This is a genomic window from Planktothrix mougeotii LEGE 06226, assembly GCF_015207485.1.
Classification (GTDB): Bacteria; Cyanobacteriota; Cyanobacteriia; order Cyanobacteriales; family Microcoleaceae; genus Planktothrix.
The window spans coordinates 43,336-64,740 of sequence record NZ_JADEWU010000028.1 but is presented as its reverse complement, the minus strand read 5'-3'; the positions used below and the strand labels follow the sequence as shown (position 1 = coordinate 64,740).

Genomic DNA, 21,405 nt, shown 5'->3' with positions numbered 1-21,405 from the left:
TTTCAAAGCAGCAATAAGCTGTCTGTAAGCTATGTCTATTTATAAACGACTTCCTGAATTGATTCGTACTGTGGGAGAAGAATTGCAGTTTCTTCTACAACCCCGTATTTGGGGTTCTGTCAGCGTGCTGGTGGTGGTGGGAATTTTCTTCTGGCAGTTTTCCGAACACCCCGAATGGTTTAGTTTGGATCAAGAATCAACCCTTGATTCTGACAACTCCGCGAGTCAACTTACCCCAGAAGAACAATCAATTGCGGCGGATATTGATAGTTCTAAAGTGTTATTAGATGAGTTAAATCGCAATAATTCATTTCTTGCACCTTTAAATACAACAATTTCACTCGGAACAGACTTATTTAAACAAGCTCATGAATCTGCTAAAAAGCCGGAATCCTCCTCGAATTCCAATCCTCTCGTAGACGCTATCCTGTCAGAATCAGCCCCCAAAACTCAACCCTCAATATCGGTACAGGGGAATACTTCAACTCCTGTTAACAATCTGAATTCAGGTTCTGGTAATCCTTCAACTCCCACCGAGTCCAATCCTAACTTCGGTTTAAATCAATCCGCAGAAACAACCAACCCCCAAACGACAACCACGGCTTTACAACAAGCGATGCAGAACTATCTGCAAACCCAGCAGACCGAAAATAAAGATCTGGCTGTACCGTCTAACACGGCGACTGAATCCTCACCAACCTCAGAAGTCCAAGAAACCAAGCCATCAACACTTTCTCCCAATACCCTAACAAATCCCAACGCCGCCTTAAATCCCCTCTCAGGAACACCAGTGGGTGTGACACCTTTTACAGGAACTCCCACCATTACAGGACAAACGATTCAACCGAGTTGGAGTGTTCCCAGAGCCAATACTAATCCTGGGGTGGGTACAGTTCCCCTTCCTGCTCCAAATCCCTACCAAACCAATGTGACCCTGCCTCCGGTTGTTCCCACCGTGCCCACAGTAACACCGGGAACAGCCCCCAACCCTGGATATTCTAACCTCAATTCACTTCCGATAAATAACACTGCACCCTCCTATTCCGTCACGCCGAATACAGGCAGTTACAGCACGGTTCAACCCGTTCAACCGAATAGTTACATGACCCCCAGTAATATGAATCCCAACCTACAACCGGGTCAAATCGGTCAAAATCAACCTAATTTTTCTGTTCCTAATCGGGTTCCGGGTCGTTATATTGGAGGGGGGGAAATTAATACGTTTGCCAATCCTTAGTTACTAATTAAACGGATGATAGCGTTAAAATAAGCGATCGCACTCTGGGACAGTGGGCTAAAGTTTTGCTGTCAATCTTTAACTTCTCTAACTTTAAAACCTGAAATTTTACTTTGGTGTGATTTAATTCCTGATTTATGGGATAATAAGAATGATAAAGATCATTTATGATAATTGCTAATCACAAAAAATATGCTGACGCGGATCTATGTTAATAACTTTAGATGCCTAGTCAATTTTGAATTGACATTAGATAGCTTAAATCTCTTTCTAGGTTCAAATGGTTCAGGAAAAACTACTGTTTTTGATGTTTTAAGAAAACTACAAAAATTTATTATAGGTGATCAAGCTTTCCAACAAGATTATAAAGTATCAGATTTGTTTAAAAACAATGATTTAACAAGATGGCAAAAATCCCAGATTCAAAAATTTGAATTGGATATTCAAGGAAATGGTGGCATTTATAAATATACCCTAGAGATCGAACATCAAGGAGAGTATTCACCTCCTAGAATGCGACTAGAAAGCTTAACTTTTGACGGACAACCTCTATTTAATTTCTGGGTTGATGCGGGCGATAGAGGTATGCCTGTAGGTCAAGCTAGGCTTTATAATGACGATCCTAATCGTGAAGGTGCTTTTTTACCGTTTTTTGATTGGTCGCGTTCTGGTATTGGTTTTATTTACGAAAGACCTGACAATCAAAAGCTGACCTGGTTCAAAAAAAGGATTGCTAACTTTTTTATTGTCCAGATCAACCCTTTTGTCATGGAATCAGAAAGCCGTCAGGAGGCAAGTTTGCCGAGTTGGGATATGTCAAACTATGCAGCTTGGTACAGCTATTTATCTCAGGAATCTCAAGGTAAAATACTTAAACTAACGCTGGAATTACAAAATATTATCAAGGGATTTGATTCATTTCAAAATCCTAAATCTGGTGATGTTAGGATTTTATCAGCATCTTTTACCCGTCCTAGCAAAACTACTTATCGACTTAATGAATTATCGCAAGGTCAAAAAGTTTTGATTGCGCTATATACCTTAATATATTGTTCTCCTGATGAGAATTTTACGTTGTGTATTGATGAACCCGAAAATTTCCTAGCTTTACCGGAAATAAGACCTTGGTGGGATCAGGTGATGGAGTATTGTGTTAACAATGAAGCACAAGTAATGTTAATTTCTCATCACCCATCATTAATTAATTACTTAGCAAGCAATTCAGGTTATTGGTTTGAACGAGAAGATAATGAAACTGTCCGCGTACAGCGAATTACTGATAATAAAGAAGGTTTATCAGTTGCTAAACTTATAGAACTTGGATGGATTTATGACGAGTAGATATTATGATTTACCAGAAGTAACTATTCTCTGTGAAGATATTGACCAAGAGCGATTTATTAGAGAATATTTGATCTGTCGGGGATTTAACAAGCGCAAAATTAAAGACTTTGGCAATCCTAAAGGGCAAACAATTAAGAATAACAATGCTTTGATTGTCAGGTATTATCCAAAGCTTATTAACAGTTATAGAAGTCGTAACTATAGAAATATTGCTGTAGTAGTGATGATTGATGCTGATAACGATACCCTATCTCATAGAATGCGTTCTTTACATATAGCATTAGACGAAACAGCAGGTAAGTTAAACCAAGATCCTCGAGAATCTGGTGATAAAGTTGCTATTTTTGTACCAGCTCGAAATATTGAAACGTGGTTTCGTTATATTAATAGCTATCCGTCAAGTCATCAATGTGATGAGATGACTGATTATAAAGATAAAACAATGAGTCCAGAAGAGAGGATTGAATTAGCGGAAAGATCAGCTAGAATATTGGCTAGAGAAATATGTCCTCAAGGAGTCGATGCTATTGCTTTGCCTTCTCTACGTTATGCTTGTAGGGAGTTGCAAAGGTTATGGTTGTAAATTTGGAGATCAGCATCATGTTTCTACTTAGAAGCCCGAACTAATAAAAAACTCGCAATTCCAATGCCTAAAAATGTTGGCAACCAAGCGGCGAAGAAGGGAGTGAGAATTTCTTTTTGACCTAATGCTCCGGTGATAAACGAGAGTAAATAATATCCGAAAATCACGATAACACTAATCCCGAAACTGGTTGCTCGGCTGGTACTTTGGGGTCTACTGCCTAATGCAACTCCTAATAAGGCAAACACCACACAGGAGAACGGGAGCGCATATTTTTGTTGAATTCTAACCTTTGTTTTAACAATTCTTTGTTGATCACCGCTCAATTTCATTAACTTTAAATAATCTTGAGCTTGAGCAATATTCATCTCATCAAAATCTCGTTTTCGAGATGCTAAATCCAGGGGAGTGCGGGACAGTTGAATTTGTTTGTGATCAAAGCGAACAATATTGCGATAGGAACCATCGGGATTAACAATATAAATAGTCCCATTAAAGAAATCCCAGGTATTTTTAGAAAAATTCCAATTCGCATTTTTTGAAGAAATAATTTGAGTTAATTCCGGTTGAGAACGATCTAAAATCGTCACTTCCAACATTTGACCTCGATCAAATTTTTCAGCATAAAACAATCGGACTAAGCGACTAATTTTTTTATCCGTCCCTTCAATTTCAATTTTATCATATTCAGGATAAAAAATATTATCTTCCTGAATCGGAAGTTGACCTTCATTTAACGCTTGTTCATAGGTAACAGAAGCTCGATAATTGGCAGCCGGAACAATCACCTCATTAAATGCAAACGTTAAACCTGTAATCAAAAAACTAAAAATTAAAGTCGGGATAAGCAGGCGATATAAACTAATCCCACAACTTCTGAGGGCAATTAATTCACTATCACTCGATAAACGACCATAAACCATTAATGCACTTAAAATCATCGCCATCGGAAAAGCTAAAACGATGAATTCCGGCATTTTTAAGAGAAAAATCTGCACAGCAATAGAAACGGCCATCCCCGATTCTGCCACTTGTCGAACTAAGTCAAAAACGGTTCCGACCGTGAGAGCAACGGAGCTAAATAATCCCACACCAAAAACAAAGGGCGGAATAATTTCTTGAATTAAATAACGATCTAAAATTGAGAGATAGGGGAGGAAAATTTTACCTGAACCCAACGGTTTAGAAAGAGTGATTTTCATAATTGAAAATTGTCGCCAAGGTAATATTGCCGCACTAGGGGATTATTGTAGAGTTCTTCGGCGGTTCCCGATGCAAAAATTTGTCCATCCCGCATAATATAGGCTCGGTCTGTAATCGCTAAAGTTTCTCGGACGTTATGATCAGTAATTAAGATTCCCAGATTGCGAGTGCGTAATTGAGCGACGATTTCTTGAATTTCAGAAACCGCAATGGGGTCAACTCCAGCAAAGGGTTCATCTAAGAGTAAAAATTGAGGTAATTCTAATCCAGCGGCTAAGGAACGAGCGAGTTCTGTGCGTCGCCGTTCTCCTCCAGAAACTTGATAGCCTAAAGTGGAGGCAACTTTTTCTAAACGAAACTCCCGCAACAGAGTATGGAGACGTTTTTGCCATAAATGACGCGGAACACGAGTTTGCTGTAAAACCAATAAAATATTATCCCTGACACTGAGATGGCGAAAAATACTCGCTTGTTGAGTTAAATAACCAATGCCTAACCGGGCGCGTTGATGAATGGGTAAATGGGTAATATCAAGTTCATTGAGATAAACATTTCCTTGGGTTGGTTTTTCTAACCCCGTTGCAATATAAAATGTCGTGGTTTTTCCGGCACCATTTGGCCCTAATAATCCCACTATTTCCCCTTGAGAAACGGAGAGATTAACTCGACTAACAACGGTGCGTTTCCGGTAGGATTTGTGAATATTCTCCAGCACGATTTTCATAACTAAATTGGTCAGAAATAATTTAAGGGTTACGAGGTGCTGAAGGGGAACTTAACGGGGTTTTAAACGCAGGTTTCGGATTAAAAGGTTCTACTGTTGCGTTTTTAGGACTAGCACTTTCATCGGGGACTAAATACATCGATTCTACCTGTCCGCCTCCTTGAGGTAAGGCAATAAATCGTCCTTCATCAATCAAATAGGTGACGGTTTCTCCTCGAATGGTGTTGCCTTCTTGCAAAACAAACACATTTCCACTCAGGACGATTCGACGTTCTCGACTAAAATATTGAGCTTGGGCCGCTGTCGCTTGAATACTGCGGGCGGGATAGTTAATCTGGACGTTACCCCGTGCGGTAACAATTCCCGTCTGAGCATCGGCTTCTTGAATATCAGACCGAACGGTCATGGCCCGTCCCACAGCGTTTTTAGCCGCAGGTGCATTTTGGGCATAGCTGGGAGTGGAACTCACTACGCTATCGGTGACAAAACTACTCACGAAAGCAATGGGTAGCAGCAGGGTCAACCCGACCCGCAGAGAGATTGAATTTAACAGTTTGGCAATTTGCATTATGACGTTAGAAATTCTAAAACATTGACTGGGTGATGCAATTAAGCTAGGAACGGTTTTAATGCCAAAAAATCAAAATTGATTAACTCTGTCGCCTATTGTACTCGATCGTTGACGGGTGACTGTTGATATAAAGATTAATAACAATAAATGGCTCAAAAAAATGCCTTTTTTTAAAGGGTAATAAGTATTAATTCCTCTGGACTAGCCTCAAAATAGATCGGGTGCGGGTTTCCAGACATCCTACAAATCACCTATGATTTGATCAGAGTAGATTAGCCGGAACGTTTAGGAAGTAGACAATGGTATCTCCCGAATCCTCATCAATGTCTTCTGATTCGACCTTAGAACCCATTACCACTTGGCACAGCTTCGCTGCTGAGAAAGCCTTCAAGGTACTCGATACAGATAGCGAAACCGGGTTAACCCCACAACAGGTGACTCAACGACAGGAACAATATGGTCTAAATGAATTAGAAGAAGGCGCGGGTCGCAGTCCCTTGGAGATTTTATGGGATCAGTTCACGAATATTATGCTCGTGATGCTGATTGCTGTCGCCATTGTATCTGCCTTTATCGATTTACGAAAGGGGGCTTTTCCCAAGGATGCCGTTGCCATTTTTGCCATTGTAATTTTAAACGGGATGTTAGGCTATTTCCAAGAAAGCCGTGCAGAACAAGCCTTAGCTGCCCTGAAACGGATGTCTTCACCGAAAGTTCGGGTGATGCGGGACGGTAAGCTGTTGGAAGTTTCAGCGAAAGAATTAGTTCCCGGGGATATTATGTTTCTCGAAGCGGGGGTGCAAATTCCGGCGGATGGTCGCTTAATTGAAGCTCAGAATTTGCAAGTGCGAGAAGCTGCTTTAACGGGAGAAGCAGAGGGTGTGATTAAAAGACCCAATTTGGAATTACCCGAAGATGCCCCGTTAGGCGATCGCCTTAATATGGTATTTATGGGGACAGAAGTTGTCCAGGGACGGGGAGAAGTAATTGTCACCAATACCGGAATGAAAACGGAACTGGGACGTATTGCGGAAATGATTCAAGGCGTCGAAAGTGAACCGACTCCTCTCCAGCAACGGATGTCTCAGTTAGGGAATGTGTTGGTCAGTGGGTCTTTAGCCTTAGTCGCCTTAGTGGTGATTGGTGGTGTCATCAAAACAGGCAATTTTAGTAGTTTAGAAGATTTATTAGAAGTTTCTCTGAGTATGGCGGTGGCGGTGGTTCCCGAAGGTTTACCGGCGGTGGTAACGGTGACTTTAGCCATTGGAACCCAACGCATGGTACGGCGTCATGCGTTAATTCGTAAACTCCCGGCGGTGGAAACCTTGGGTTCTGTCACCACCATTTGTTCAGATAAAACCGGAACTCTCACCCAAAATAAAATGGTAGTGCAATCGGTTTCTACCTTAAATGAAGTGTTTCAAGTTACGGGAGAAGGATATGATCCCGTTGGGGAGTTACAAGTGATAACTTCAGAAGAAAATAGCAACCTCTCTCCTGCTGCTGAAGTTTTACAACCCATTTTAACGGCCTGTGTTTTATGTAATGATGCTCAATTACAACAAGATAAAAATCAATGGATTATTTTAGGAGATCCCACAGAAGGGGCGTTATTATCGTTAGCTGGAAAAGCAGGTTTATTTCGAGAAACTCATAATCAACAAAACCCCCGTGTTGCTGAAATTCCTTTCTCTTCAGAACGGAAGCGCATGAGTGTGATTTGTCAATCTGATGATGAATTTTCGATGTTTACGAAAGGATCACCGGAGTTGATTTTAGCTCAATGTGATTCTGTTTTGGTCGGAAATAAAACGGTTTCTTTAACTGAAGCCGACCGTCAACGAATTCTCGACCAAAATAATGAAATGGCCGGAAAAGGATTACGAGTTTTAGGATTTGCCACTCGATCTTTAATGACATTACCCGAAGAAGGCGCTGAAGAAGCCGCCGAAGAGGAATTAGTCTGGTTAGGATTAGTGGGAATGTTAGATGCTCCCCGTCCTGAAGTTCGAGAAGCGGTTAAACGCTGTCGAGAAGCGGGTATTCGTCCGGTGATGATTACTGGAGATCATCAATTAACCGCAAAAGTTATTGCTCAAGATTTAGGTATTGCCACCGCTAACGATTTAAGTTTAACGGGTCAAGAATTACAGAAACTTTCTCAAGCGGAATTAGAACAAGAAGTTGAGCAAGTCAGCGTTTACGCCAGGGTTTCTCCTGAACATAAACTTCGCATTGTTCAAGCCTTACAAAAGAATGGTGAATTTGTCGCCATGACCGGGGATGGAGTCAATGATGCTCCCGCCTTAAAACAAGCTGATATTGGGATTGCGATGGGAATTACTGGAACTGATGTTAGTAAAGAAGCCAGTGATATGATTTTGTTGGATGATAACTTTGCTACCATTGTTGCCGCCACAGAAGAAGGACGAGTGGTTTATAGTAATATTCGCCGTTTTGTTAAATATATTCTCGGTAGTAATATTGGGGAAGTTTTAGTGATTGCATCTTCTCCAATTTTAGGGTTGGGGGGCGTTCCCTTATCCCCATTACAAATTTTATGGATGAACCTTGTAACCGATGGTTTACCTGCGTTAGCCTTAGCGATGGAACCCGCCGAACCTGCGGTTATGAAGCGTCCTCCCTATAATCCCCGTGAAAGTATTTTTGCGCGAGGATTAGGCTTATATATGATTAGAATTGGGATTATTTTTTCAATTTTAACAATTGTTTTGATGATTTGGGCTTATAACGAAGCTCAAAGTAATGGTAATCCTGAACGCTGGAAAACAATGGTATTTACAACCTTATGTTTAGCTCAAATGGGTCATGCGTTAGCGGTGCGTTCTGATAATCAATTAACAATACAAATGAATCCAAAAACGAATCTTTATCTCTGGGCTGCTGTAGGATTAACCACCGTTCTTCAATTACTCTTAATTTATGTTCCCCCTTTACAAAGTTTCTTTGGAACTCACCCGTTAACCTTTACTGAATTGTTAATCTGTTTGGGTTTTAGTGCGTTAATGTTTATCTGGATTGAAATGGAAAAAGTGGTTCAGAAATTGTTTTTCAAACATCGTCAAAATCCCAGTTTGTAAAGAATGAATTTTAATTTAACCCTAAACAAAGGACAAAAACTCGGTTTCTAGGTCTGACATTGACGTTTGGCAGGGTTAGTGGTAGCGTTGCACTCAATAACTCACAGCTAACCCTGTCCTGTTGAAAAAGGTTTTGGTTGTGCTGGGGTTTCGTCCCTTAACGCAACTTCCTCAATATTGTGTGAGTTTCACAAAACACTATTGCCAATTGACCCCATTCGCCATAGGATCAGGACGAGAACCCAGGGTGCAGGAAATGGGGAAACAATTAATTAGGAATACACCCAAAAACACTTATGAGTTACCTAAATTTAATTTCTTTTTTGGGAATTTTTGGCTTATGCTTTATCGCTTGGTTATTCTCAGAAAATAAACGAGTCATTCCCTGGCGAACAATGGGTTTAGGGATTGGCTTACAATTGGTTTTAGCCTTTTTTGTATTTCTCTTTCCTCCCACCAGAACGGCTTTAGAATGGTTTAGTAGTCTCCTTGATAGTTTATTTTTAGCCGCCGATAAAGGAGCTAATTTTGTTTTTGGTAAAAATATTGTTCCCCTTCCTGGGCAAACCCCTGATGTTAATTTAGGTTATATTTTTGCATTTAGAGCCTTACCAACCGTCATTTTCTTCTCTGGCTTAATGGCACTGTTATATAACTTAGGTGTAATTCAAGTTGTTACGAATGTTTTTGCTAAGTTATTCTATAAAACCATGCGCTTAAGTGGGGCAGAAGCCTTAAGCGGTGCAGCAAATATTTTTGTGGGAATTGAAGCCGCCATTGTGGTCAAGCCCTACTTAGAAAAGATGACCCGTTCTGAACTGTGTGCGATTCTAAGTTGTTGTTTTGGGACGGCGGCATCTTCAACCTTAGCGATTTATGTTAGTTTTTTAAGACCTGTTTTTCCGAATATTTTAGGGCATTTAGTTTCCGCTTCCATTATCGCAATTCCTGCCTGTTTTGTCATTTCTAAAATCTTAGTTCCTGAAACCGATAAACCCTTAACCTTGGGTAAATTACCCGAAGAAAAGAAAGAAGACAACTTAATTACCCATGAAGACGGAGAACCCCATTTAGAAAGCGTTGGCGGTGAACTGATGGAGCGAGTTAGTCCCCTAGACTCTGCGATTATTGGGGCATTAGATGGGGTGAAAATGTCCGTTGCTATTGCTGCGGTTCTAATCTTAATTTTAGGATTAGTTTCTTTAGTCAATCAATTTTCAGGCTGGTTAGGTTTATTACCGAGTCCGGTGGGAGACGTTTTTCAAGTTCTAACCTTAGCGAATATTTTGGGATTTATTTTTTATCCCTTAACCATTTTAACGGGAGTTCCCTTTGAAGATTCTTGGACAGCTTCAGTTATTATTGGTCGTCGGTTATTAGAAACAGCAATTCCTCCCTATCAAGCCTTAGCAGAAGCCGCCAAAGAAGGATTAATTACTCCTAGAACCGTGTTAATTGTTAGTTATGCTTTATCCGGTTTTGCCCATGTCGCTTCAGTGGGAATTTTTGTGGGGGGAATGGTGGGTTTAGTTCCGTCTCGGCGAAAAGATATTTCCGAATTAGGGTGGAAAGCATTATTTGCTGGAACCTTAGCCACCATGATGATTGCTTGTTTAGCGGGATTTTATGATAATGGAAATCCAAGTATTATGGGTGAACCTGCGACAACCCCCGCCGTTAGCACCCCTGCGGCTCCTAATACAACGGTTTCACCCACTCCAACCCCTGCGCCGACAGTTACTCCAACTCCTAAAGCTTCTCCTTCCCCTAAAGCGACAACAGCCCCCTCTGAAAAGCCTAAATCTTAAGCCAAGATAGAGTAGCTGCTGACTGATTATGGGCGGGATGACCCCGCCCCTACAGATTCCATTTTCTGAGTTTCGATACACCCGATTATATTTTTCATGACCAATATTATTCTGACTCTTAGTATTGTTGTTCTGGCTTTAATTGCCTTTATTTTTGAGTGGCTTCCGGTTGATTTAACCGCTCTAACCGTTACCGTTGTGTTAATGATTTTGAAGTTAGTCACACCGGATGAAGGCATATCGGGGTTTGGTAACTCTGCCACAATTACGGTGATGGCGATGTTTATTTTAAGTGCGGGAATTACAAAAACAGGAGTTGTACAAACCGTTCGAGATGGGTTAGTGAAATGGGGCGGAAAAACCCCCGGTCAGCAAATTTTAGTCATGGGATTAATTGTTGGCCCCATTACTGCCTTTATTAATAACACCGCAGTGGTTGCCATTTTCTTACCCATTGTAGAAGATTGGTGTCGCAAACAAAGAATTTCTCCCTCTAAATTATTAATTCCCTTATCGTATGCAACGGTTTTAGGGGGGATGATTACTGTCATTGGAACTTCAACAAACGTTTTAGCCAGTGGAATTTCTAAACAAATGGGATATGGGGAATTTCAGTTATTTCAATTTACCCCATTAGGGATTATCACTTTTATTATCGGTATCATCTATTTAGCGGTTATTGCGCCTCGACTCTTACCTGACCGCAAACCCGCAAATTTTGAAATTCTTGAACAAGAATATGGGTTAAAAGATTATGTGAGTGAACTGGTTGTTACTCCTCGTTCTAGCTTAGTCGGACAAACCGTTAATCAAAGCGAGATTCAACGCAAATTTGATTTAGATGTACTTGAATTAATTCAAAATAAAATGCGCTTTCCTCAACCTTTGGGGGATAAAGTATTAAGTGCTGGAGATATTTTAATTGTTCGCAGCAGTCGAGAAGATTTACTCAAAATTCGCGATGAGAGAGGTTTAGAACTGCTTCCCGATGTTAAGTTTAAAGAAGAATCCTTAGAAACAGTTTTGAGTTCAGGAGAAGAAAAAATAGCCGAAGTTTTAATTTTATCGAATTCTCGATTAATTGGAACAACTTTAAAAGATTTAAGATTTCGTCAACGCTATAACGCAACGGTTTTAGCCATTCGTCGGGGTTCAGAATTAGTCCAAGGACGATTAGGGAAAGTTCCTTTAAGATTTGGGGATTTGTTATTACTCCAAGGCCCCAAACAGAGCTTTATTGGGTTACAAACCACACGGGAACTGTTAGTTTTAGAAGAACGAGATGTCGAAAATCTCAGACAAGATAAAGCTTGGGTCGCACTGGCTATTATTTTAGGCGTTATTGTTGTCGCCGCTTTTGATTTAATGCCCATTTTAGTTAGTGCTTTAGCGGGTGTGATTTTAATGGTAATTACAGGATGTATTAAACCCGGAGAAATTTATGGTGCTGTTCGTTGGGATGTAATCTTTTTATTAGCAGGATTAATTCCATTAGGAATTGCAATGGATAAATCGGGCGCCACTCAATGGTTAGCTGATACGTTAGTTAGTTTTGGGGGTAATTTATCCGGTTATTGGATTTTATTATTGTTCTATATTGCCACATCGCTTCTAACAGAAATTCTATCAAATAATGCAACAGTTGTCTTAATGATTCCCATTGCAGTAAAAGTTGCTGTAACATTAGGCTTAAATCCCTTTGCCTTTATGTATGCTGTCACCTTTGCCGCTTCTAATAGTTATATGACCCCCATTGGTTATCAAACCAATACAATGGTTTACAGTCCAGGGGGATATAAATTTTTCGACTTTACCCGTGTTGGCGCTCCTTTGAGTTTAATTCTAACGATTGTTACCCCATTATTAATCGTTTGGTTATATGGATTATCCCCCATCAAATAGTAGAGAAGAAGGGGTAGTTCACCAATACTAAACTGCGGGTTAATTCTAATTTTTGCTATACTATTGGACAGCCATTGTTACTAATTCTTGGAGCTTTTGATCGAGCATTTCTGCAACTCTCAAAATTTTCGGATTCTCAAATCTACCTAATAGAGATGAAGGTTGATCATAGGTAATATAAGTTTTGCCATTATATTCATCATACACAAACAATCGCAGGGGAACGTAAAGACCGACTGCCGGGTCTTCTTCAAACATTTGATTCGCAATCAGGGGATTACCAATTATATAAAGTTTAGCTTGTTTAAATTTGCCACATAAGGAAAGCACTTTACCAGATTCAAGGTGTGTGAAAATCATTAAATCATTTTTACCCACCATTGATTTAACTGCATTTTCTACTTCTGTAAAAGAAGCATTTGCATCGATCAGCTTTTGAAAAATTAGATTATTAGCTTTACCAACCATTGACTCTATAGCCGTTGTCACTTGGGCAAAGGATTTTTCCGAAGACACTTTTACATGGTTTACAGTAAAATTAATAGTTTCCATATCTGTTAATTTCGGCTTTTACAAATATTTTAAATATCTAATTTTTAAACCCCTAGCCAATAGCAAGGGGTTTAATATTTTTTCAAAACTAAATTAGCTTATGATGCAGCTAGATATTTTGATAGAGACTCAATTGAGGGGTAATCATAGGTTATGGTTGGATCAATAGAACTTCCCAACCAGTTCTCTAAATCGCTAGTTAATCCAATAGTTGCTGAGGAATCCAAGCCATAGCGATCAAAAGAAGCTTTCACATCAACTTCCTTGGGATCAATTTCCAGAAGTTGGGCTATATAAGAAACCAACCAGGCTTGAATAGCGGCTTGGTTCTTGTTGGTTTCAACAGCGATTTCTTGATTTTGAATTGCCATGATAATTTTCTCCTAATGGGTCTGGGATAAAAATTTTGATCCCCAAAAATGGGAACAATGGATTGGGTCGTTAAAAAATCCATTCCCTAAATTATAAACCTAAATTTGTAGGTTTTTTTCTGGGTTTTTAGGGGTGAACATTAAATTTCTAAAACAAGAAAATTAGGTTCAGGATTAAGACAGTACACGAGATAGATTCTAGTATCCTGCTATGTTGCATTTCTAGCGGCTAAAAAAGCTTTTTTAGCTTTGATAGTATCGGCTTTAGGAATCTTGACATCCCAAATTAAACCCAGCTTTTCCAAAATGAGGACAACCCAGCCCCCGATATCAATTTGCCACCAGTCGAAACCAAAAATGGCTGATTGCGGAAAAGCATGGTGACTATTGTGCCATCCTTCACCCAAAGAAGGAAGAGCCAGCCAGAGATTGTTCCGGCTGTGATCAGGGGTATTAAAGGAGCGACCGCCCAGGACGTGACAAAAAGAGTTGACGCCATTGATGAGGTTATTGACAAAGAACATCCGCACCAGTCCTCCCCAAAGAAAGCCTTGAAAAGCTCCCAGCCATGAGTTGGTCAAAACACCGCCTACGATAGCAGGAATTACCAGTCCTAAAATCACCCACAGCCAATAATATTGGCTTACTGTGGTTAGGGCTTTGTCCCGCAGTAAGTCGGGGACATAGTGGATAGTATTGGGGTGTTCTCTGTTGGTCGCTAACCAGCCATCATGAGCGTGCCAAAAGCCTTTAATCTGATCCGTCAATCCTTCTCCAAAAAGATGGGGAGAATGAGGATCTCCGGGTTGATCGGCATATTCATGATGACGACGATGGGCGGCTACTGCCAACAGCAAGGGGCCAGGGGCAGCCATAGCACCCAGAATGGCTAAGGTCACTCTAACAACGACATTAGCTTTAAACGCATTATGGCTAAAAAGGCGATGCCAACCGACAGTAAAGCCAATTTGAGTTAAGAACCACAGACTGATAAACAGCCCTAAGTCCACCCAAGTCACAGGAATTCCGAACAATAGTAAAACAAGGGCGGTGATGAATCCCAAAAAAAGGTACAACTTCAAACAAGATGAAGTGTATGGTTTGAGGAACTATCAGGTGAGGGGCTGTGATGGTTTTTTGTCTTTTGTCTGGATTAACAAGAGGTTCTGTAATCATTGGATCAGTTAAGTTCATGATTGCGGTTAATCATTGCTTTTCTGGGTTTAATGCCCAACTTGAAGGCTAGTTGCAGGCTTCATTACTACTCACCTTTCTTTTTTTAGCGGCGATCGCTTCGGCTGTGGGCATTTTCAAGTCCCAAACTAAACCGAGCTTTTCGAGGAGCCGAATCACGAAGCCACCGAGATCGATTTGCCACCATTGGAAACTATGAATAGCCGCATAGGGAAAAGCATGGTGGTTGTTGTGCCATTCTCCACAGGTGAACAAAGCCACCCAGAGGTTATTACGGCTATAGTCGTCAGTCTCAAAGGGACGATTTCCTAAGAGATGGGCCAGAGAGCCAACCGTCCAGAAACCTAAATGGTGTTGAAGGAAGATACGGAGAAAGCCGCCCCATAATGCTCCGGTCAAGGCCCCCATCCAAGTTCCGGTGATTACTCCACCAATAACACCCGGAATCGCTACCCCCAAAAATAGCCACAAATAATAAAGTTGGCTAATTCTGTTCAGCATCGGATCTCGCACCATGTCTTTAGCAAAGACAAAAGTGTTCGTGAGTTCATGATTGAATGTCCAACCGACATGAGAATGCCATAGCCCTTCTAAAAAGCCCAATTTTTGATCTTCTTTAACAAAGGGAGAATGGGGATCTCCGGGGGTATCACTGTATTTGTGATGACGGCGATGGGTGGCTACCCAATAATTGAGGGGGCCCTCTGCGGCCATAGAACCCAGGATAGCCAGGATAATTCTCACCGTCTGATTAGCTTGGAAAGCGCAGTGGGCAAAGTGTCTATGCAGTCCTACTGTTACGCCAATGGCTGTTAAAAAATACATAATCAGCAATAGCCAGATATCTACGGCACTAACACCGATCTGAAAAGCCAGGACTACTGCTGCGACAGATCCGCTTAAGGGAATGATGAGATTACCGATGCCGTGAATTTCTTGTTGTCTCTTCAGGCGATCGCTTTTAATTGTGATTGCTTGCATTGTTGGCTCAACCTACATAAGTTTTGTAGTCGGGACTTTAATCCTGAGCTAGGGTAATTGTTTTCGCCTCTATCATCTTGGCGGTGGGCCGATTTACATCCCAAGCCCAGCCTAATTTTTCTAATATCCAAACTACTGCATAACCAATATCAATTTGCCACCCTTTCAAACCGATAGCAGCAGAGCTTTCAAACGCATGGTGATTGTTTTGCCAAGACTCGCCAAACGTTGGGATCGCCACCCAAGGGTTATTCTTGCTTTGATCGCCTGTCTTAAAACCACGAGTCCCATAAAGATGAGATACAGAATTAACGCTCAATATGATGTTATCTACAATAAACAAGCGCACAACACCCCCCCAAAGAAAGCCTTGCAATGCTCCTATTAGGGACAAATGAAGTAGTCCGCCGATCACAGTAGGAATCGCTAGACCCAGAAGCACCCAAACTAGATACAATCGGCTAATTTTGGATATGCTTTGATCTCGCAGGAGTTCGGGGGCATAATAGGCAGGATTAGGATAATCATGATCAATCAGCCAGCCAACATGGGAATGCCATAATCCCTTGAGAGTTCCGAGAAATCCCTGACCGTGAAGATTAGGGGAATGGGGATCACCGGGTAGATCACTGCACTCATGATGGCGACGATGAACGGCTACCCAGGAAATTAAGGGCCCTTGGGCAGCTACAGAACCCAGTATAGCGAATATCACCCGAATGCTCTGGTGAGTTTTAAAAGCACGATGGGTATAGTAGCGATGAAAACCGACACTTACCCCGGTCATGGTCAACGCCCACATCACAATCAGCATTCCGATCTCGATTGGCCCAATAGGTAGCCACCACAGGGAAATAATGGCTACAATTGTTCCTAAAAAGGGAACAAAGTTGTACCACCAAAAATGTTTATATTGCAGTCCTTTAATGTAGTCATTGCTAATAACCTTTGTCTTCTGATTGGGTATGGCACTATCGCAATGTGTTGTCATTCTCTAACTCCTCATGATGACGCAATAGAAAAAGTTGGCACTGCAAAAAATCCAGATTCAGTCAAGTTTACTAGAAATTGCTGGCATCTATTGTTAAATTTTCAGACTGTTTGTTAACTTTCAACTTTTCTGCAATCATCCCGGCTGTGGGGGTTTTGAGATCCCAAGCTAAACCTACTTTTTGGAGAGCCAGAATCACCCCACCGCCCATATCAATTTGCCACCATTTCAGACCTAACAAGGCTGAGTGGGGAAAGGCATGATGATTGTTATGCCAAGCTTCTCCAAAGTTGGCTAGGGAGAGCCAGAATGTGTTGTGGCTTTGCTCTTCGGTCTCAAAGGGGCGTTGTCCATAACAGTGAGCAATGGAGTTAATTGTCCAAAAGGCATGATTAACACAAAAGATTCGCACCAAACCCCCCCAGAGAAATCCTTGTAAAAGGCCTATCCAAGTTCCCGTAAGAAGTCCGTCTATAATTGCGGGAATGGCTAAACCCAGGATAACCCAAGTCAGATAAAAACGATTGACTTTGGTAATGATTGGATCTCTGAGCAAGTCTTTAGCAAAAACAACCGTATTGGTAACGTCACTGTTCAACATCCAAGCAACTTGACCATGCCACAATCCCCGCAGAGTTGCCCATTTTTCTCCTTTATATATTAAGGGAGAGTGGGGATCGCCCGGACGATCGCTATACTTGTGATGCCGACGGTGAATACTTGCCCATTGAATAACGGGCCCTTGAGCGGACATACATCCTAATATTGCCAACAGGACTCTAATAACTGTATTGGTCTTAAAAGCACCGTGAGCAAAATGTCGGTGAAAACCCACTGTTATTCCCAGCATTGTCAAGGTATACATGATCAGAAATAGTCCAATGTCTACTAAACTGATCCCCAACTTAAAAGTTGTATAAATGGCTACTAATAACCCCAAAAAAGGAATCAAGATAGTAGCAAAGGCGTAACGCTGTTGCAGGGATTTAAGATAATCATTTTCTAGGGTGATTTTGGGGCTTATATTGGGTGTTGGGCTATCCACGGGTATAGACATTGATGTTTCCTCAATTGACCTAGGTTTAAATAGCAGGGGAAAATTTAAAACGAAAGGACTTTATAACTCCGATTTGCCAATCTTTCCCCCGACAATATTGAGAGTTTCGCACAGAAACTTTTCTTTGCAAATACGCCGTTGAATTTTGCCACTGGAAGTTTTAGGAATACTCCCCGTTTTAATCAGTACCGTGCCATAAGCCTGGATTTCATGTTGCTGCATGATGGCTTCACCAATTTCTGCGACGACCTCTTTGACATTCAGATGTCGTAAATGTGTCCGTTCGACTTCAGCTACTATTATTAACTGCTCTGTATTATCTTTTTCTATTGCAAAAGCGGCACAACAATTGCCTCGCAACGCTGGATGGCTGGTTTCTACTGTTATTTCAATATCTTGGGGGTAATAATTGCGACCTCTAATAATAATCATATCTTTCATCCGTCCCGTGATGAATAGCTCCCCCTCTCGCAAAAATCCTAGATCTCCAGTGCGGAGAAAGGGCCCCTGATTCGTTTCTGCTAGATAAGCTCCAAAAGCTTGTTCTGAAAGTTCGGGTTGGTTCCAATAGCCTTGAGCAACACTTTCACCCGATACCCAGATTTCCCCGACTTGACCTGAATGACATTGCTGAAAAGATTCGGGTTCAACGATGACAATTTGGGTATCTAGCCAACCTCGTCCACATCCAACGAGATGTCTAACATTTTCAACGTCTTTAGATGCTTCTGTCACCCCATTTTGCTCTAATGCGTCTGCGACAACGGTGCAGTAAATGGGTTCTTCTTGAACCAGTCCCCCTGAAATCATTAAGGTAGATTCAGCCATCCCATAGCAGGGATAAAAACTATTAGCCGCGAAACCATAAGGGGCAAATTTAGCAATAAAACGCTCTAAAGTGTCTCTCCGCACGGGTTCAGAACCACTGTAAGCACTTTCCCAGCTACTGAGGTCGAGGGTTTCAAGTTGTTCATTGGTAATCTTTTGAACGCAAAGATCGTAGGCAAAATTAGGCCCGCCGCAGTGGGTTGCTTTGTAGTTTGTAATTGCCTGAAGCCATCGCCAAGGGTGTTGGATAAAACTTTCGGGTTTCATCAATACCCCCATAAATCCAGTGTACAAAGGCTGAATAATTCCATCAATTAGACCCATATCATGAAAACTGGGTAGCCAGCTAACCGATAGGCTTTCTGGTGTCAGTTGAAAGGCTTGTTTGATATACTCGGAATTTTGCAATAGATTACCATGAGTTACCATGACTCCTTTTGGTGTCCCTGTCGATCCAGATGTGTATTGGAGAAAAGCTAAAGAATCTATTGTTGTTGTTGATTTCTCCCAATCTGAACCTAGATCAATACTGATTTCATCACTAACTATTAAAGGTAAAGTTGCTAATTCTGGATAATTAGCTAGTTGTGATTTGAGTTTGCTGAATAAAGATGTTGTAGTTAGTGCTAATGTTGCTTGTGAATCTGATTTGATTGTTAAAAGCCGAGTTGCTGGTCTGTTGGGTCGAGGGGGATTAACCGGAACAGCGATCGCATCAGCATATAAACAGCCAAAAAAAGCACTAATAAATTCTAAACCGGGTGGATATAACAATAATACTCTTTCACCCCGATTAATTTTCTGACCCAGTTGATAGGCAATTGCTCTAGCTTTTTGATCTAATTCTTGATAGGTTAATTGATCTGATTCTTGTTCTCCATTTGGAAGAAACTTAAAGGCTATTTGGTTAGGGTGAGCAACGGCCTGATCCCGTAGTATTTCTACTAAAGTTGAATCCCTTTTTTCTGTTTTCCCCATTATTAATACTCAAAAGCTACATACAGCACATCTACGACATACTAGCATTGTTATATTGCCTAAGTGAAGTACCTAATACCAAGGTTTCACGCTATGGCAGTCAGCACTCCGCCTTCACAGACAAACGCCTTATCTCCTACTCCCCAAAACCCAGATCGCTAAAATACTTCTAAGTCTGAAAACCGCCCCATTTTTTGAGCCTGTGCAGCTTCACCACAAGTCGGAGGTGTGGGAAACATCTTACCTGGATTTGCCAAACCTTGAGGATTAAAAGCTAGGCGCGGCCATTGCATGGTATCTAAATCAATATGATTAAACATTTCCGGCATCAAACATTTTTTATCAGCACCAATACCATGTTCTCCAGAAATACTTCCACCCACTCTCACACAAAGTTTTAGAATTTCGCCACTTAATTCTTCTACCTGTTTAAAAGCACCAGGAATGGCATGATCATAAAGAATGACTGGATGTAAGTTCCCATCACCCGCATGAAGGGCATTTGCAATACGATACCCATATTGATTTCCTAAAGCTGAAATTTCCTTCAGAACAGCGACTAATTGAGTCCGAGGGATAACTCCATCTTGGAGAAAATAATGACTTTGATACCCTAATGCAATTAGGGCTGTTTTACGTCCTTGCCAAAGTTTTATTCGCCTTTGTTCGTCACTAGCAATGATTACATTTCTGGCTCCGTTTTGTTGGCAAATTTTAGCAACCTGCTGTTTACTGCTTTCAACTTCTACTGCTAAACCATCAACCTCTATCAACAAAACTGCCGCAGCATCTCTAGGATAACATCCGGTATTAATAACATCTTCAATCGCTTTAATCGTAGTCCCATCCATTAATTCCATTGCCGCCGGAATTATTCCAGCACTAATAATATGAGTAACAGTATCACCAGCGGCTTCAATAGTGGTAAAGTCTGCTAGAACAGTACCAATGGCTTCAGGTGTTTTAATCATGCGTAAAGTAATTTCTGTAGCTATGCCTAGCGTGCCTTCTGAACCGACAAATAAACCCGTGAGATCATAACCGGGCATTTCTGAAATGATTCCCCCAACATCAACCACAGAACCGTCAGGAATTACCAATTTTAACCCCAAGACATGATTCGTTGTTACCCCATATTTTAAGCAATGAATACCCCCAGCATTCTCCGCAATATTACCCCCAATTGTGCAAACCGTTTGACTGGAAGGGTCTGGCGCATAATAAAAACCTTTACCACTAATAGCTTGAGTCACCCAATTATTAATCACACCCGCTTGCACAATAATTCGCTGATTTTCTAGGTCAACTTTTAAGATTTTGTTCATTAAGGTGGTGACAATTAAAACACAATCTTCAACGGGTAACGCACCTCCAGATAAACCTGTTCCCGCACCTCGCGTCACCCAAGGAATTTGATTTTCATAGCAGATTTTTACGACCTCTGCTACTTGTTCAGTGGTGCGAGGTAGTACCACTAATGCGGGACGTTGACGATAGCTTGTTAAACTATCACATTCATAGGTGAGCAATTCTTCTTGGCGTTGGACAACTGCTTTTTTACCTACAACAGCCTCAAATTTGGGGGCAATTTTTTGCCGTAGAGACGCGCCATGGTCGGTCTCTACTTGTAGATCAGAGACGATATTCTGATTAATCATTTTGTCGATCACGCTAAAATAAAAAACGATATCCCTCGATTAAACATACCATGACGGCTAAAGTAGAAATTTACACTTGGACTTATTGCCCTTTTTGCCCTAGAGCCAAAGCCTTACTCCAGAAGAAAGGGGTTGAATTTACTGAATACTCTATTGATGGGGATGAAGATGCGAGAGCTAAGATGGCAGAACGGGCTAATGGCAGACGGAGTGTTCCTCAAATTTTTATCAATGATCAACATATTGGTGGTTTTGATGATATTTCCGCATTAGATAAGCAGGGGAAATTGGACGAACTTTTACAAGTCAGTCCAACTTGAAA

General features: G+C 41.1%; 18 protein-coding genes. 7 read left to right on the top strand and 11 right to left on the bottom strand.

Features of this window, described 5'->3' with window-relative positions:
• The first annotated feature begins 31 nt into the window (after positions 1-31).
• The 3 genes from IQ236_RS13715 to IQ236_RS13705 all read left to right on the top strand — a co-directional run bounded on the left by IQ236_RS13715 (position 32) and on the right by IQ236_RS13705 (position 3,164).
• Positions 32-1,237, top strand: a complete 1,206-nt coding sequence (locus IQ236_RS13715) for a hypothetical protein (RefSeq protein ID WP_193869777.1) — start codon at positions 32-34, stop codon at positions 1,235-1,237.
• 192 nt (positions 1,238-1,429) lie between these two features.
• Positions 1,430-2,578: an AAA family ATPase gene (locus IQ236_RS13710; protein WP_193869776.1), complete on the top strand. Its 1,149-nt coding sequence runs from the start codon at positions 1,430-1,432 to the stop codon at positions 2,576-2,578.
• Entirely contained in the window at positions 2,568-3,164 is a 597-nt protein-coding gene (locus IQ236_RS13705) for a hypothetical protein (protein ID WP_193869775.1), read from the top strand. The genes IQ236_RS13710 and IQ236_RS13705 overlap by 11 nt, the downstream gene beginning before the upstream one ends.
• A gap of 23 nt (positions 3,165-3,187) precedes the next feature.
• On the opposite strand, the gene IQ236_RS13700 is transcribed toward IQ236_RS13705, so the two are convergent.
• Genes IQ236_RS13700 through IQ236_RS13690 form a run of 3 tightly spaced genes read right to left on the bottom strand, consistent with a single transcriptional unit; the run spans position 3,188 to position 5,659 of the window.
• The gene (locus IQ236_RS13700) at positions 3,188-4,366 is read right to left on the bottom strand and encodes an LptF/LptG family permease (RefSeq protein ID WP_193869774.1); all 1,179 of its coding nucleotides are present in this window, start codon (positions 4,364-4,366) and stop codon (positions 3,188-3,190) included.
• Positions 4,363-5,091 carry an LPS export ABC transporter ATP-binding protein gene (gene lptB, locus IQ236_RS13695; RefSeq protein ID WP_193869773.1) on the bottom strand — a complete coding sequence of 243 codons (729 nt, stop codon included), beginning with the start codon at positions 5,089-5,091 and terminating at the stop codon, positions 4,363-4,365. Before lptB ends, IQ236_RS13700 begins: the two co-directional genes overlap by 4 nt.
• 22 nt (positions 5,092-5,113) lie before the next feature.
• Positions 5,114-5,659 (bottom strand): LptA/OstA family protein, encoded by a 546-nt coding sequence (locus tag IQ236_RS13690; protein ID WP_193869772.1) that lies wholly within the window; start codon positions 5,657-5,659, stop codon positions 5,114-5,116.
• 302 nt (positions 5,660-5,961) lie between these two features.
• On the opposite strand from IQ236_RS13690, the gene IQ236_RS13685 reads away from it, so the two are divergent.
• The 3 genes from IQ236_RS13685 (at position 5,962) to IQ236_RS13675 (ending at position 12,473) form a co-directional block, all read left to right on the top strand.
• A complete protein-coding gene (locus IQ236_RS13685) occupies positions 5,962-8,763 on the top strand; it encodes a cation-translocating P-type ATPase (RefSeq protein ID WP_193869771.1) in 2,802 nt (933 codons plus the stop codon).
• Positions 8,764-9,059: 296 nt separating this feature from the next.
• A complete protein-coding gene (locus tag IQ236_RS13680; protein ID WP_193869770.1) occupies positions 9,060-10,571 on the top strand; it encodes a NupC/NupG family nucleoside CNT transporter in 1,512 nt (503 codons plus the stop codon).
• A gap of 96 nt (positions 10,572-10,667) precedes the next feature.
• Positions 10,668-12,473 (top strand): SLC13 family permease, encoded by a 1,806-nt coding sequence (locus tag IQ236_RS13675; RefSeq protein ID WP_193869769.1) that lies wholly within the window; start codon positions 10,668-10,670, stop codon positions 12,471-12,473.
• 60 nt (positions 12,474-12,533) lie between these two features.
• On the opposite strand, the gene IQ236_RS13670 is transcribed toward IQ236_RS13675, so the two are convergent.
• From IQ236_RS13670 to IQ236_RS13635, 8 genes are all read right to left on the bottom strand, one after another.
• Positions 12,534-13,025, bottom strand: a complete 492-nt coding sequence (locus IQ236_RS13670) for a DUF302 domain-containing protein (RefSeq protein WP_193869768.1) — start codon at positions 13,023-13,025, stop codon at positions 12,534-12,536.
• A gap of 98 nt (positions 13,026-13,123) precedes the next feature.
• Positions 13,124-13,396, bottom strand: a complete 273-nt coding sequence (locus IQ236_RS13665; RefSeq protein ID WP_193869767.1) for an acyl carrier protein — start codon at positions 13,394-13,396, stop codon at positions 13,124-13,126.
• 209 nt (positions 13,397-13,605) lie between these two features.
• Positions 13,606-14,415 (bottom strand): acyl-CoA desaturase, encoded by an 810-nt coding sequence (locus tag IQ236_RS13660; RefSeq protein WP_193869766.1) that lies wholly within the window; start codon positions 14,413-14,415, stop codon positions 13,606-13,608.
• Between the two features lie 223 nt (positions 14,416-14,638).
• Complete coding sequence (locus IQ236_RS13655; RefSeq protein ID WP_193869765.1) at positions 14,639-15,571, bottom strand: acyl-CoA desaturase; 933 nt, start codon at positions 15,569-15,571, stop codon at positions 14,639-14,641.
• 37 nt (positions 15,572-15,608) lie between these two features.
• Positions 15,609-16,562 carry an acyl-CoA desaturase gene (locus tag IQ236_RS13650; protein ID WP_193869764.1) on the bottom strand — a complete coding sequence of 318 codons (954 nt, stop codon included), beginning with the start codon at positions 16,560-16,562 and terminating at the stop codon, positions 15,609-15,611.
• Positions 16,563-16,632: 70 nt separating this feature from the next.
• A complete protein-coding gene (locus IQ236_RS13645) occupies positions 16,633-17,619 on the bottom strand; it encodes an acyl-CoA desaturase (RefSeq protein WP_193869763.1) in 987 nt (328 codons plus the stop codon).
• 60 nt (positions 17,620-17,679) lie between these two features.
• Positions 17,680-19,425: a fatty acyl-AMP ligase gene (locus IQ236_RS13640; protein WP_193869762.1), complete on the bottom strand. Its 1,746-nt coding sequence runs from the start codon at positions 19,423-19,425 to the stop codon at positions 17,680-17,682.
• A 158-nt stretch (positions 19,426-19,583) separates the two neighbouring features.
• Positions 19,584-21,083: an FAD-linked oxidase C-terminal domain-containing protein gene (locus IQ236_RS13635; RefSeq protein ID WP_193869761.1), complete on the bottom strand. Its 1,500-nt coding sequence runs from the start codon at positions 21,081-21,083 to the stop codon at positions 19,584-19,586.
• A 50-nt stretch (positions 21,084-21,133) separates the two neighbouring features.
• Here IQ236_RS13635 and grxC point away from each other — a divergent pair, with 50 nt between their 5' ends.
• Positions 21,134-21,403, top strand: coding sequence for a glutaredoxin 3 (gene grxC, locus IQ236_RS13630; protein ID WP_193869760.1), 270 nt, complete (start codon positions 21,134-21,136; stop codon positions 21,401-21,403).
• The last annotated feature ends 2 nt before the right edge of the window (positions 21,404-21,405 follow it).